Raw genomic sequence first — 14645 nt, 5'->3', positions numbered from 1 at the left:
TCCGTATCTCTCATCTCCCCTCTTGTTGAAGGAACTTCTCCATGAGCGACGCCCAGAGCACCGGCCTGTCCCGGCGCACCCTCCTCCAGGCAGCCGGTGCCACCGCCGCCGCGTACTCGCTGATCGGCGCCACGGCCGGCACCGCGAGAGCGGACGACACCGCCGCTTCCGCCGACAAGCTGGTGGTGTTCCCGATCCCGAGCGGGGTGCCGACCAACTCGAGCTTCTCCGTCAAGGCCCGTACGGCGGGCGGCAACTGGCAGACGGTGCCCGTCTACCGTGCCAGGGCGAAGCAGATCGACGCGAACACGGGAAGCGGCCCGGTCTTCAACTCCTCCGTCGCTACCTTCGACTTCACCGGCACCGTCGAGGTCGCCGTCACCTCGGCCAAGGGCGCCATCGGATCCGCGAAGATCCGGCCCCTGTCGTACGGCACCCGGTTCACGGTGGACGGCGACACGGTGAGCTTCACCCTCACCGAGCCGCGCAACCTCTCCATCGAGATCGACGGCGAGATCTTCAACAACCTCCAGCTGCACGCCAACCCGATCGAGACCCACGTCCCCGACCCTGACGACCCCGACGTCATCTACTTCGGCCCCGGCCTGCACAAGACCACCGACAACGTGGTCAAGGTGCCTAGCGGCAAGACGCTCTACCTGGCCGGCGGCGCCGTGCTGACCTCCCGGGTGGAGTTCGTCAACGTCGAGAACGCCCGCCTGATCGGCCGCGGTGTGCTGTACAACTCGCCGAGCGGCGTCCTGCTCCAGTACGCCAAGAACATCGAGATCGACGGCATCCTGGTGCTCAACCCGAGCAGTGGCTACTCGGTCACCGTCGGCCAGTCCAAGCAGGTCACCATCCGCAACCTGCACTCCTACAGCCACGGCCAGTGGGGCGACGGCATCGACGTCTTCTCCAGCGAGGACGTCCTCATCGAGGGCGTCTGGATGCGCAACTCCGACGACTGCATCGCCATCTACGCCCACCGCTGGGACTACTACGGCGACTGCCGCAACATCACCGTCCGCAACTCCACCCTCTGGGCGGACGTCGCGCACCCGATCAACGTCGGCACGCACGGCAACACCGACAAGCCGGAGACGATCGAGAACCTCGTCTTCAGCAACATCGACATCCTCGACCACCGCGAACCGCAGATGGACTACCAGGGCTGCATCGCACTCAACCCGGGTGACAGCAACCTGCTCAGCAACGTCCGCGCCCAGGACATCCGGGTGGAGGACTTCCGCTGGGGCCAGCTGATCAACATGCGCGTCATGTACAACAAGTCGTACAACACGTCCGTCGGCCGGGGCATCGACGGCGTGTTCATCCGCAACATGACCTACACCGGCACGCACGCCAACCCGTCGATCATGGTCGGCTACGACGCGGACCACGCCATCAAGAACGTGACGTTCCAGAACCTCGTCATCAACGGCAAGATGATCGGCAACGGGATGAAGAAGCCCGGCTGGTACAAGTTCACCGACATCATGCCGGCGTACGCCAACGAGCACGTGATCACCCCCCGGTTCCTGAACGCCAACGAGGCCACCTCCACCGACCAGCCCGCCATCACCAGCCCGGACAAGGCCACCGGCACCAAGAACCAGATCTTCAACTACCTGATCACGGCCAGCGCCCTGCCGACCTCGTTCGCCGCCGAGGGCCTGCCGAAGGGTCTGGGCATCGACACCGCCACCGGTCTGATCTCCGGGACCATGCGGGACAACGTCGGCAGCTTCACCACCACGGTCTCGGCCACCAACAGCGCGGGCACCGCGACGCAGACCGTCGCGTTCACCGTCGAGCCCGCGTGACGCGGCGCTGAGAATCATCATGGAGTCACCCGTGTTTCCTCTCAGCCGACGGAACTTCCTCGGCGCGGCGGGTCTCGTGGTCGCGGCCGGAGGCGGACTGCTGTCCGCCTCCGCAGCGGCGGCGTGGGCCCAGGACGACGACAGTTCGCTCCGCTCCTTCACCCACCCCGGACTGCTGCACAGCGCCGCCGACCTCGCCCGGATGAAGGCCGCGGTCGTCGACCGGGAATCGCCGGTCTACGACGGTTACCTGACGTTCGCGGCCCACGCCCGTTCGAAGCCGACGTACACGATCCAGAACACCGGCCAGATCACCTCCTGGGGGCGCGGTCCCACCAACTTCCAGAACCAGGCCGTCGCCGACTCGGCTGCCGCCTACCAGAACGCCCTCATGTGGTGCGTCACCGGCAACCGCGCCCACGCCGACAAGGCCCGGGACATCCTCAACGCCTGGTCGGCATCGCTCACCATGGTCACCGGCGCCGATGGTCCGCTCGGCGCGGGGCTGCAGGCCTTCAAGTTCGTCAACGCGGCCGAGCTGCTGCGGCACAGCGACTACGACGGCTGGAGCGACGCCGACATCGCCCGCTGCGAGCAGTCCTTCCTGAACGTCTGGTATCCGGCCGTATCCGGTTACATGCTGTACGCCAACGGCAACTGGGACCTGACGTCCATCCAGTCCATCCTGGCCATCGGCGTGTTCTGCGAGGAGCGCACGCTCTTCGAGGACGCGCTGCGGTTCGCCGCGGCCGGGGCCGGAAACGGCAGCGTCCGCAACCGTGTCGTCACCGCGGAAGGCCAGGGCCAGGAGTCCGGCCGCGACCAGGGCCACGAGCAGCTCGCCGTCGGCCTGCTGGGCGACGCCGCGCAGGTCGCCTGGAACCAGGGCGTCGACCTGTGGGCCTTCGACGACAACCGCATCCTCGCCAACGCCGAGTACGCCGCCCGCTACAACCTCGGCGGCGACGTCCCCTTCACCTCCGACCTCGACCGCACCGGCAAGTACATCAAGACGACCGTCTCCGACAAGGTCCGCGGCAACCTGCCGCCGATCTACGAGATGTACTACGCCCACTACGCAGGCGTCCGCGGCCTCGACACCCCGTACACCAGGGCGGCCGTCTTCCGCGGCACCGGCGGCGCCCGCGCCGTCGAGGGCAGCAACGACGACCTGCCCAGCTTCGGTACCTTCGCCTACGCCGGCACGAAGGCCCCCTCGCCGACCGTGCCGACGGCCCCGGCCGGGGTCACAGCGGTGGGCGGCGGCAAGAAGGTCACCGTCGCGTGGCTGCCGTCGGCGTGGGCGACGACGTACAGCGTCCGCAGGGCCACCCAGCCCGAAGGGCCGTACGAGGAGATCGCGCCCACGGTCGACGGCACCAGGTACACGGACGACGACGCACGCGGCGGGCGTCCTTACTACTACCGGGTCACCGCCACCAACTCCCAAGGCACCAGCGACGAATCGAGCCTCGCCGCCGCCTCGGCCGACCTCCCCGACCCCTGGGCCACCCAGGACATCGGCGAGGTGAAGATCCCCGGCTCCGCGGCCTTCGACGGCGAGCGGTTCGTGCTGGAGGCGTCCGGCTCCCCCGACACCTACCGCCTGGTCCACCTGCCGCTGCCGGGGGACGGCACGGTCACCGCGCGGATCGTGTTTCCGCTCAGCTCGCAGTACTCGAAGATCGGAGTCACCCTGCGCGACTCCCTCGACGCGGGTGCCGCGCACGCCTCGATGCTGATCCAGGGGCTGCCGCTGCACACCTGGAGTGGGGTGTTCTCAGTGCGGCCGGACACCGGGGCCGACGTGTCCGGCACCGGCAGCACCCCCGTCCCGCCCACCCAGCAGCGAGCGATCACCGAAACCGCCGCCTTCCCGATCTCCAACCTCGGCGTCCTCCCCGAGTCGGCGACCCCGCTCGAAGCGCCGTACGTCGAGGGCGCGGGCGACGGTTACCGGATGCGGGCCCCCTACTGGGTGCGGGTGACCCGCAGGGGCCGCCGCTGCACCGGCGCCATCTCACCGGACGGCATCCGCTGGACCGAAGTCGGCTCCACCGAGGTCAAGTTGGGGCACACCGCCTACGCGGGCCTGGTCCTCACCTCCTGCCTCGGCGTCGACGAGGAGTACGCCGAGACCGGCGCCGGTGCCTTCGACAACGTCAGCGTCGTCTCCGCGCAGACCGGCGAGGTGTGGTCCGTGCCCCGCCCGGCCCGTACCGCCACCGGACTCAAGGCCGCTTCCGCCGCGGACGCCGTACAGCTGGCCTGGACCGACCCAGACCTCTCCGCCCGCTACAAGGTGCTGCGCGCCACGAGCGCCGACGGCCCCTACGAGACCATCGCCACCGGCGTCGGCCCGGTCGGCTTCGGCGCCCGCATCCGGTACGCCGACGCCACGGGCGCACCCGGGACGATGTACCACTACGTCGTCGCGAAGACGAGCTGCGGCGGCCGAGGACCGCTCTCGGACGCTGCCGCCGCCCAGATGCCGACCCCGAGCACACCCCAACTCACCTCCGCCACCGCCGCGTTCGCCAACCAGGGCGACAGCTTCCGGTATCTGCTGCGCGGCTCGCACGAGCCCGTACGGTTCACCGCGGACGCACTGCCCGACGGACTCCGCCTCGACAAGCGCACCGGCCTGGTCTCCGGAACGCCCACCGAGACCGGCGAGTTCAAGGTCACCACCACTGCCGGCAACGCGACCGGTGACGCCACCGGCACGCTCGCCCTCACGGTCGGCACACCCCCGCCCGCCCCGTGGACGTACGGAGACCTCGGCGACCCGGTCCTCGACGACCGCGCCTTCGGCACCCTCGGTGTGGTGGCGGTCGCGACACCCGGCAGCACCTCGTACGCCGACGGCACCTTCACCGTCCGTGGCGCGGGCACCGACCTGACCGTCAACAACCAGGGAATGACAGGGCAGTTCGTACGTCACCCGGTCACCGGAAACTGCCAGGTCACCGCCCGTCTGGTCTCCCGCGACGGCACGACCGCCGACCGGGTCGGTCTGCTGATGACCAAGTCACTGTCGCCGTTCGACCAGGCGGCCGGGCTCATCGTCACCGGCGGCACCACCGCACAGCTCATGCTGCGCAAGACCGTCGCCGGAGCCTCCGCCTTCTCCGGCACCGCCACCGTCCAACTGCCGCTGCTGCTACGGCTGAAGCGCGCCGGGACCGCCTTCACCGCAGCAGTCTCCACCGACGACGGCATCACCTGGACCGACCTCGCCTCCGGCGAGATCCCCGGTTTCGGCGACGCCTCCTACCACGTCGGCCTCGTGGTCTGCTCCCGCAGTCCGCTGGTCCGCTGCACCACCCAGTTCGAAGAGGTGAGTGTCACCTCTCTCTAGATCCCCCCACGGATTGGAAACGCACATGAGCCGCACATCCCCCCACCGGCGTGTTCAAGAAGGCGAGTTGAGCCGCCGCGGTCTGCTGAGGACCGCCGGCGGACTCGGCGCCGCCCTCGCCCTCGGGGGCGGCGCCTTCGCCGCCACCACCGCGGACGCCGCCCCGTCCACCTGGACCCATCCGGGCATGCTGCACAACGCCGGTGACATCAACCGCGCCAAGGTCAGGGTCGCCGCCGGCACCGACCCCTGGCTGTCCGGCTGGAACAAACTGGTCGCCAACTCCCACTCCCAGTCCACCTGGACCAACCGGGCCACCGCCACCGTCATCCGCGGCGGCACCGGCGAGAACTACGGCCTCCTCTACAACGACATCGCCGCCGCCTATCAGAACGCGCTGCGCTGGAAGGTCGGCGGCACCGAGGCCAACGCCGCCTGCGCGGCCGCCATCCTCAACGCGTGGTCCACCACGCTGACCACTGTCACCGGCAACGCCGACCGGTTCCTGGCGGCCGGTCTCTACGGCTGGCAGTTCGCCAACGCCTGCGAACTCATGCGGGACTACGGCGGATTCGACCTCGCCGCCGCCCAGGAGATGATGGCGCGCGTCTTCTACCCGATGAACAACAGCTTCCTGACCAACCACAACGACGCCTGCATCACCAACTACTGGGCCAACTGGGACCTGTGCAACATGGCCTCGATCCTGGCCATCGGCATCCTCAACGAGGACAGCGCCAAGTACGACCAGGCCGTCACCTACTTCAAGTCCGGTGCCGGCAACGGCTCCCTCGCGCACGCGGTGCCGTACCTGTACACGGACTCCGACGGCTATGCGCTGGGCCAGTGGCAGGAGTCCGGCCGCGACCAGGGGCACACCGTCATGGGCATGGGCCAGATGGGCGCCATCTGCGAGATGGCCTGGAACCAGGGCGACGACCTCTACTCGTACGACGGCCGCCGCTTCATGAAGGGCGCCCAGTACGTCGCGAAGTACAACCTCGGCAACGACGTCCCCTTCACCACCTACACCTGGGGCACCGGCCAGAACTGCTCCCAGTCCTCCCAGACGGTGATCTCCTCCGCATCCCGCGGCCAGATCCGCCCCGTCTGGGCGATGCTCCACTTCCACTACAACCGGCGCCTGAGCCTCGACGACAAGTACATCTCGGCGTTCTACTACGCCAACGCCCCCGAGGGCGGCGGCGGAGACTACGGCTCCACCAGCGGCGGCTTCGACCAGCTCGGCTTCGGCACTCTGATGTACGCGAAGTAGCACGCGGCACCGTCTGTACACACCACAGCCCACACCGTGTACGGACGGTAGCGGACTGTATGCGATGTACCCCGAACAGCCTCCAGACGCCCTCGTGCGCCGGAATAGCGCGCCGTGATGTGGTGCTCTGTTGTTACCGGTGCACGAGTGCGGCGAGGAGGCTGGTGGGCGAATGACGGCAGCAGTCCAGAAGGATCCCGTGGTGAGCACGCCGTACGGAGCCGTACGCGGCCGTCATGAGAACGGGATCGCGGTGTTCCGCGGCATCCCCTACGCGGCACCCCCCTTCGGCCCCCGAAGGTTCCGGCCGCCCCTCCCGCCCGAGCCGTGGGAGGGGGTGCGGGACGCGGGGGCCTTCGGGCCCACGGCGCCGAAACCGCCGTACTCCGAAGCCTTCGCGCAGTACCTGTCCGATCCGGTCGTGCCCGGCGACGACTGTCTCAACCTCAACGTATGGACACCGGAGCCGGGCCGCGGGGCCCGGCTCCCGGTTCTGGTCTGGCTGCACGGCGGCGCTCTGACCAGGGGTTCTTCCGCCGTGCCGGTGTACGACGGGCATGGTTTCGCCCGTGACGGCGTCGTCTTCGTCTCCGTCAACTACCGGCTGGGAGTCGAGGGCTACGGCCTGTTCCCGGACGCCCCCGCCAACCCGGGCCTGCGCGACCAGCTTGCCGCGCTGGAGTGGGTGCACCGGTCGATCGAGGCCTTCGGCGGCGACCCCGCCCGCATCACCCTCGCGGGCCAGTCCGCGGGCGCCATCAGCACCGGCGCCCTGCTCGCCGCACCGCAGGCACAGGGTCTGGTGCGGCGCGCGATCCTGCAGAGCGGGCCGCCCGAGGCCGCCGACCGCGACAAGGTACGGCGGATGGTGCGCCGGATGGCCGCACGGCTGAAGATCCCCGCCACCGCGGCCGCCTTCGCCGAGGTCGACCGCGAACTGTTGCTGCGCACCCAGGGCGAGGTCGGCCGGCTCAGCAGCCCGGTGCTCGGCGGTCCCGCCTTCGGCATCGTCGTGGACGGCGACCTCGTCCCGCGCGACCCCCTGGAGGCACTGACCGAGGGCGACGCGGCCCGTGACGTCGACCTGATGGTCGGCTGGACCCGGGACGAGTACCGGCTCTGGCTGGTCCCCGGCGGTCTCCTGGAACGCGTCGACCGCCTCGGCGCCGTCGCCCTGGCCGGTGCCATGGCCCGCTGCCACGCCGGCCACGAGGTGCCGCGCGGCTACCGCGTCCTGCACCCCGACGCCGGCACCGCCGAGATCGTCGGCCAGATGGTCACCGACCACCTGCTGCGCCTTCCCCTGCACCGCCTGGCCGAGGCACGCCCCGACGCCGCGTACGTCTACGAGTTCGCCTGGCCCTCCAACCTCCCCGGCCTCGGCTCCTGCCACGCCCTGGAACTGGGCTTCGTCTTCGACACGGGCGACCGTCCCGAGTCGGCCAAGCTCGCCGGGGAAGGGGCACCGCACGAGCTGGCCGAGGCGATGCACGGGGCGTGGGTGCGGTTCGTGGTCGACGGGGATCCGGGGTGGGAGACGTGGGACGAGACGCACCCGGTGCGGATCTTCGGTGACGTCGGCGACGGTCGGGCGGACTACGCGATCGACGGCCGCCCGGCGCCGACAGCCGACGGTCGCCCGGATTTCGCATACAGTCCGCCGTACACGGCACACGGCCCCCGGGACACCGGTTTCGCCCTCTGGGCCGCCGACGTCACGCCTCCGGAATCCACACCCGCATCGGCCCTTCCTGACGGTTCGCCCACGCGGAGTACGGAACTGCGGTCAGTGGTACGGCGTCTCCGCCTCCCCGGCGCAGTCCGTCGGCAGTGACGACACCGACCCCGCCCAGCAGCACGGGGTCGTGCCGGACCGTAAGGGGGGAGCCGTAGGGCGGCCACGGCGGCCCGCAGCGGATGGCCCGCGCAGGACAACTTGCATGGGGCCGGTGCTCATGCGGGAGGCTCCAGGACAGAGAGCGTTGCCAAGATCGTGAGCACAGGAAGCAACCGGTTCCGCGACAAGAGGCCCACGGCGCCCGCGGCCGCGCCGCCTATTCCTTCAGCGGCGCCACCGAGTCCCGTACCACCACATGCGTGCCCAGCAGCAGATGCTCGTCCGGGGTGTTCGGTTCGCGCCCCAGCGCGGTCCTCACAGCGAGCCTGCCCAGTTCCTCGTAGGGAACATGCACGGTCGTCAGCGCCGGATGCAGATCCCGGGCGAACGGGATGTCGTCGTACCCGGCCAGTGACACATCGCGCGGCACACTGAGGCCCGCCTCGTGCAGCGCGGTGAGCGCGCCCGCCGCGACCATGTCGGTGGCGGCGACCACGGCCGTGAAGTCCAGTTTCCGCTCCAGCGCCTCGCGCATCAGCCGGTGGCCCGAGTCGCGGGTGAAGTCGCCGTGCCGCACCAGTTCCTCGGCCGGCTCGACACCGCGCGCCCGGTGGGCGGCGAGATAGCCGCGCTCGCGCCCCTGTGCCGTGCTGTGGTCGGACTTGCCGCCGAGGAACAGCACCCGCTGGTGGCCCTGGGCGAGGACGTGCGCGACCAGGGCGTAGGCGCCGCCCTCGTTGTCGTACTCGATGACCGTGACCGGTGCCCCGGGCCCCAGCGGCGGGCGCCCGCACAGTACGAGGCGGGAGCCGGCCGAGGCGAGCGAGTCGGCCATGCGGCGGGTGCGTTCGCGGTACTCGGCGGTGTCGGCGCCGCCTCCGACCAGGATCACGGCGGCCGCCCGCTGCGCGCGCATCATCTCCACGAACTCCAGCTCGTGCCGCGCGTCGCCCTCCGTGCTGCACACCAGGCACAGATGGCCCAGCCGCATCGCCTCACGCTCCACGCCGTGCGCCATCAGCGCGAACGACGGGCCGGTGATGTCCTCGAGCACGAACGCCAGCGTGGGCGTGCCGACGCCCGCGATCGCCTTGGCGCGCGCGTCGGCGACGTAGTCCATCTCGCGGACCGCCCGCATCACGCGCGTACGGGTCGCCGCGCTCACCGGATAGTCCCCGCCCAGCACCCGCGACACGGTCGACGCGGACACCCCCGCGCGCGCCGCCACGTCCCTGATGGTGCTGCGGCTCGCGTCCTCGCTCTTTCTGGTCATGCCTGCCTCGTCCCTCTCCCCGGGCTGGTCGGCCCACCCCTCGGGAACTGCGGCAACATGGATGGAAACCGGTTCCCGAACCGGAGGCTAGCAGCGGGGGAGGGCCGGGACGAGGGGGATGCGGCAGGAACTGCGGCGGCTACGCGCTCAGCCGGTGGCGGCGCCGAACCAACGGGGCAGCCGGTCGAGCAGCTCCTCCTGGTCCTCACCGACCCACGCCACATGGCCGTCCGGCCGCAACAGCACGGCGGGCACGTCCAGTTCCTCGCTGCCGTCGACGACGTGGTCGACCCGGTCCGCCCAGCCCGCGAGCGAGAGCCGGCCGCCGGTCTGGTCGAGCAGCAGCCCGCGGCCGCCGTGCATCAGCTCGTAGAGACGCCCCTGCTTCAGCTTCACGTCGCGCAGCCGCCGACCGAGCAGCTCGTGGCCCTCGCCGACGTCGTACCGGATGTCGAGCGCGGTGACCTTCTCGATCAGGTGCCGGCTGACGCCCTCGAAGTCCATCAGCTCCGCCATCAGCCGCCGCACCGCCTGGGCGGTCGGGTCGGTGGAGATCAGCAGGCTCTGCACGCGGGTGTTGTCCAGTACGGCGGCGGCCACCGGGCGCCGTTCGCCCTCGTAACTGTCCAGCAGTCCCTCGGGAGCCCGCCCCGTGACCTCGGCGGCCAGCTTCCAGCCGAGGTTGAACGCGTCCTGGATACCGAGGTTGAGCCCCTGTCCGCCCAGCGGCGGGTGGACGTGCGCGGCGTCGCCGGCCAGCAGCACCCGGCCGACCCGGTAGTGCTCGGCCAGCCGGGTGGCGTCGCCGAACCGGGAGAGCCAACGCGGCGAGTGCACCCCGAAGTCGGTGCCCGAACAGGCCCGCAACTGCCGCTTGAACTCCTCCAGGGTCGGCGGGACCGAGCGGTCCTCGGCCACCCCTTCGGCGGGCACGACGACGCGGTACCGCCCCTCCCCGACGGGTCCGAGGCCGAAGCGCTTCTCGGTCTGCCGGATCTCCGTCACGACGGCGGTGATCGTCTCCTGGGTCTCCGTCACCTCCATCTCGCCCAACAGCGTCTCGGTCTGGGCGGGTTGACCGGGGAAGCCGATCCCGAGCAGTTTGCGCACCGTGCTGCGCCCGCCGTCGCAGCCGACGAGAAAGCGCGAGCGCAGCCGTGTGCCGTCGGCGAGTTCGACGCTCACCCCGTCCTCGTCCTGGCTCGCGCCCACCACCTCGCACCCGCGCCGGATCTCGGCGCCGAGCTCGGTGGCGTGCTCAGCCAGCAGGCGATCGGTGACGGGCTGCGGGATGCCGAGGATGTAGCCGTGCGCGGTGTCCAGCTCGGGCACCGGCTTGTCGATGGCGGCGAAGTAGCCACCCCTGACGGGGTATTGCCGGCCGTGGGCGAGGAACCGCTCCAGCAGACCGCGCTGGTCCATCACCTCGATGCTGCGTACGTGGAGGCCGAGCGAGCGGACGTACGCGGCGGGCTCGGCGTCCTTCTCCAGCACGAGCACCCGCACGCCGTGCAGCCGCAGCTCGCCGGCGAGCATCGCGCCGGTCGGTCCGCCACCGGCGATGATCACGTCGATCATGAGACTCCCCATAAGCGCATGTAGCGCGAATCGCTGATTTCAGCCGCTTCTGGCTTCGACCGGAGATTCTGCGGTACGTGGGGGGTCTTGCCGCAAGGCCCCCAGTGCGCTATAGGTTGAGAGTGGCAAGGAGTAGCTGACTCCTTGCCTTTCCTCTTGTCGCCCGTCGTCGCTCTACGCCTGCGCCAGCGTCCCCGCGATCGACGTGATCGCCCGCGGACCCACCCGGCAGCACCCGCCGATCAGCCGGGCCCCGGACTCCCGCCAGGCGCGCACCTGGCCGGGGGCGAAGGAGGAGCGGCCGTTCCAGGCGCGGGCCTCGGCGTCCCAGGCCTCGCCGCTGTTGGGATAGACGACGACCGGCTTGCCGGTGACACGCGCGGCGATCTCGACGGCGGCGTCCACGTCCTCGGGCGCGCAGCAGTTCACGCCGACCGCGATCACCTCGTCCGCGTCGGCGGCCAGGGCGAAGGCCTCCTCCAGCGGCTGCCCGGCGCGGGTGTGCCGACCGTCGATCGAATACGAAAGCCAGGCGGGTGTACGCAGTCCACGGACCGCCCGCACCAGCGCCTCCGCCTCGTCGGCGTCCGGCACCGTCTCCAGAGCCAGTACGTCGGGTCCGGCGGCGGCGAGCACCTCCAGCCGGGGCCGGTGGAAACGTTCGAGCTCGTCGACGCTCAGGCCGTACCGCCCGCGGTACTCGGAGCCGTCCGCCAGCATCGCCCCGTACGGGCCGACCGACGCCGCCACCCACAGCGGCCGCGTGACGCCCTTCGCCTCGGCCTGCGAGGCCGCCTCGCGGGCCAGCTCGACGCTCGTCGTGAGCAGTTCGGCCGCCCGCTCGTGGGAGATTCCGCGCTTGGCGAAGCCCTCGAAGGTGGCCTGGTAGCTGGAGGTGATCGCCACGTCCGCGCCCGCCTCGAAGTAGGCGAGGTGCGCCTCGGTGATCGCCTCGGGCCGCTCGGCGAGCAGCCGCGCCGACCACAGCTCGTCGCTGAGGTCGTGCCCGGCGGACTCGAGCTGGTTGGACATGCCGCCGTCGAGCACGACGGTCCCGGCGGCGAGGGCCTCGGCGAGGGAGGAGTTGCTGGTCATGCCGTCGACGGTACTCCGGGGACCGGCCTCGGGCCGTGCTTGTCCACCCCGCGAACAGGCTCGGAACGGCGGAACGTGATCGTGTCGCCCCCGCCCGGCCCAGCCTCGGGAGAGGGTGGGCGCTGAGGGGGCTCCGGGGGTGTGAGAGGCCTCAGCTGTTCGCCGCGTGCCGTCCGCCCCCTCGTCGGTTCCCGCGCCGCAGCCTGGTCGCCGGAACCGCGAGTCCGCCCAGCAGACCGAGCCCCAGCGCGTACGGCCACCAGCCGAGGCGGTCGTCCTCCGCGGCGCCCACGGTGCGGGTCGCCACCGCGGCCGAGGACGAAGTCGCGGACGGGGAAGGGGACTTGCTCGCGGCGGTGGCGGTGGCGGTGAGTACGACGTCGTTCCCGTCACCGCCCCGGTAGCTGATCCGGTACGTGGTGTCGGCGAGCTTGACCTTCGTGCCCTCCTTCAGCCCGGTGAACGTGCCACTGGTCTTCGAGCCGCCCGTGTGGTTCAGCACCGTGATGTCGCGCGCGGGCTCGGTCCCGGCGGCCGCGAGGTCCAGGGCCCCGCCCAGGCGCACCGCACCGGTCACCTTCAACGGCTTGTCACGCAGGACGAGTTCGCCCTTCGCGCTCTGCGTGTAGTTCCCGGAGACCGTGAGCCCGCCGGCGACGACACCGTCGTTGGTCACCGAGCCCTTCACCGTGCCCTTGCCGCTGAGCGTGGTCGCCACCCGCAGCCCCGTCGGGCCCGCGTCCAGCCGGGAGCCCGCGGAGGTCAGCCGGATCGCCTTGCTGCGTCGCAGCGTGGCCCCCTGCCGCAGCGCCAGCGTGCCCTTCTTCACCGTGGTCGTGCCCGTGTACGTCACCCCGCTCCCCGTCAGGGTCGTCGTCGCGGCGCCCGACTGGGTGACCGACCCGCTGCCGGTGATCCGGGACAGAGTGAGGGCCTTGCCGACGTTGTTCAGCACGAGCGAGCCGTTGTTCACGACCTTGTACAGACTGCCTGCAGTATACAGTCCACCGTCGCCGCCCGCCCGGCCGCTGCCCAGCCGCAGCACCGCACCCTTCTCGACGGTCGTGGAGCCGTCGTAGTACTGCACGGCCGCGAAGGTGACGTCGTTCCCGCGGGTCCCGGCGATGACGATGTCCCCGGCGCCGGGTGCGGCCAGGGTGTCGTGGAACTTGCCGCCGCCGATGGGGGCGCCCAGCGTCACCGGCCCGTTGTAGTCGAAGGTGAGCAGCGAGCGGGAGCGCGCCGCCAGCAGGTTGATGTAGACCGTCTCCGCCGTCCCCGGCATGAAGATCCTGTGCGTCGTGCCGTCGCCCCACTGGACGTTCGCGCCCTTGATGTTGGTGCCGCGCTTGTTGACGTTCTTGCGGGCGGGCGTCCAGTTCAGGGACGGGTCGCTGAGCGAGGGATCGGTGTCGCCGCCCTGGTTCGACCAGCTGTACTGGCCGGTCAGGACGACCTTGCCGCCCGGCCGGGACTGGACGTTGATGTCGCTGCCGTACTCGCGCTGGTAGAAGTCCATGCCCTCGGTGACGGTCTGCCCCAGCGGGGTGTCCACGGTCCAGGTGCCCTGGTTGAGGACCTTGCGGACGTTCGGCAGCGCGGTCGCGAACTCCGGTCGCCCGGCGTTGACCTGCGTGCCGTTGTCGATCACCCCGGAGAAGGGGTGGGTGCCCGACAGGTCCCATGTGCCCCAGAGGAAGCGCGGCTGGGTGATCAGCCCGGAGCCGCTGATGGTGCCCAGGTTGTAGGCGGATTTCAGGGACAGTCGCAGGGTGCCGTCGACCCGGATGTTGTCCTGGTTGAGCGCGAACTGCGGGGTGCCGTAAGGGAAGTGGCCGATCAGACCGGTCGAGCCGCCGTTGCCGTACTGAAGTGTCGCCCCGCGTGCGACCGTGATCGCCGGGGGGTCGGGGGCGGTCGTGGTGACGTAGGGATGGTTGCCGCCCTGGATCGACACCTTCTGCCGCTGCCGGGACTTCGGCAGCGTGAAGTCGCTGTTCCTGGTCAGGATCAGTGTTCCGGTGCCGCGCACGGTGAGCGTGCCCTCGCCGCGCAGGAGTCCGTCGTACGTCGTCGTGCCGGAGGGGACGGTGACGACCGTGTCGCCGGCGAGCGTCACGTTCCGGCCCGCGAGCACGTCGGCGGTGATGTCGAGGGTGCCGACCGCCCGCGCCGGGGGAGTGGCGATCAGGAAGGCGACCGTCGCGAGGGCGCCGGCTGCGGCTGCTGTCTTGTGGGTATGGCTGCGCACGGTTACGGAGACGGGCCGGACCGGCCGTCGATAACAGAAATGTTCCCGCGAAGTGCCCGCCCGGTAGAAAGCGCCTTCTTTAGTCGCGTCCGACCCGTTGACCTCCTCGTTCCCCAGCCTTACCTTTCGGCTGTTCGCAATAACAACA

General features: G+C 70.6%; 8 protein-coding genes and 1 pseudogene. 4 read left to right on the top strand and 5 right to left on the bottom strand.

What is annotated here, in order from left to right; genetic code table 11:
* The first annotated feature begins 41 nt into the window (after positions 1-41).
* The 4 genes and pseudogenes from QF037_RS11845 to QF037_RS11830 form a co-directional block, all read left to right on the top strand.
* The gene (locus QF037_RS11845) at positions 42-1826 is read left to right on the top strand and encodes a glycosyl hydrolase family 28 protein (protein ID WP_307024384.1); all 1785 of its coding nucleotides are present in this window, start codon (positions 42-44) and stop codon (positions 1824-1826) included.
* A 31-nt stretch (positions 1827-1857) separates the two neighbouring features.
* Positions 1858-5187 (top strand): alginate lyase family protein, encoded by a 3330-nt coding sequence (locus QF037_RS11840; RefSeq protein WP_373463702.1) that lies wholly within the window; start codon positions 1858-1860, stop codon positions 5185-5187.
* Positions 5188-5212: 25 nt separating this feature from the next.
* Positions 5213-6463, top strand: a complete 1251-nt coding sequence (locus QF037_RS11835; RefSeq protein ID WP_307024380.1) for an alginate lyase family protein — start codon at positions 5213-5215, stop codon at positions 6461-6463.
* 172 nt (positions 6464-6635) lie between these two features.
* Positions 6636-7985: pseudogene (locus QF037_RS11830) on the top strand (carboxylesterase/lipase family protein); the annotation flags it as partial.
* A 193-nt stretch (positions 7986-8178) separates the two neighbouring features.
* On the opposite strand, the gene QF037_RS50940 reads toward QF037_RS11830, so the two are convergent.
* The 5 genes from QF037_RS50940 to QF037_RS11810 form a co-directional block, all read right to left on the bottom strand.
* Positions 8179-8322: a hypothetical protein gene (locus tag QF037_RS50940; protein ID WP_373463700.1), complete on the bottom strand. Its 144-nt coding sequence runs from the start codon at positions 8320-8322 to the stop codon at positions 8179-8181.
* Between the two features lie 195 nt (positions 8323-8517).
* The gene (locus QF037_RS11825) at positions 8518-9573 is read right to left on the bottom strand and encodes a LacI family DNA-binding transcriptional regulator (protein WP_307024377.1); all 1056 of its coding nucleotides are present in this window, start codon (positions 9571-9573) and stop codon (positions 8518-8520) included.
* A gap of 147 nt (positions 9574-9720) precedes the next feature.
* Entirely contained in the window at positions 9721-11151 is a 1431-nt protein-coding gene (rox, locus tag QF037_RS11820; RefSeq protein ID WP_307024375.1) for a rifampin monooxygenase, read from the bottom strand.
* A gap of 174 nt (positions 11152-11325) precedes the next feature.
* On the bottom strand, positions 11326-12246 hold the full coding sequence (gene mmuM, locus QF037_RS11815) for a homocysteine S-methyltransferase (protein ID WP_307024372.1): 921 nt from the start codon (positions 12244-12246) through the stop codon (positions 11326-11328).
* Positions 12247-12397: 151 nt separating this feature from the next.
* Entirely contained in the window at positions 12398-14497 is a 2100-nt protein-coding gene (locus tag QF037_RS11810) for an autotransporter (protein WP_307024370.1), read from the bottom strand.
* Positions 14498-14645 lie beyond the last annotated feature (148 nt).

Origin of the sequence: Streptomyces canus, from assembly GCF_030815415.1 — a bacterium.
Taxonomy (GTDB): Bacteria; Actinomycetota; Actinomycetes; order Streptomycetales; family Streptomycetaceae; genus Streptomyces; species Streptomyces canus_F.
The sequence above is the reverse complement of the archived record's forward strand: the minus strand, read 5'-3'. Positions and strand labels throughout refer to the sequence as shown.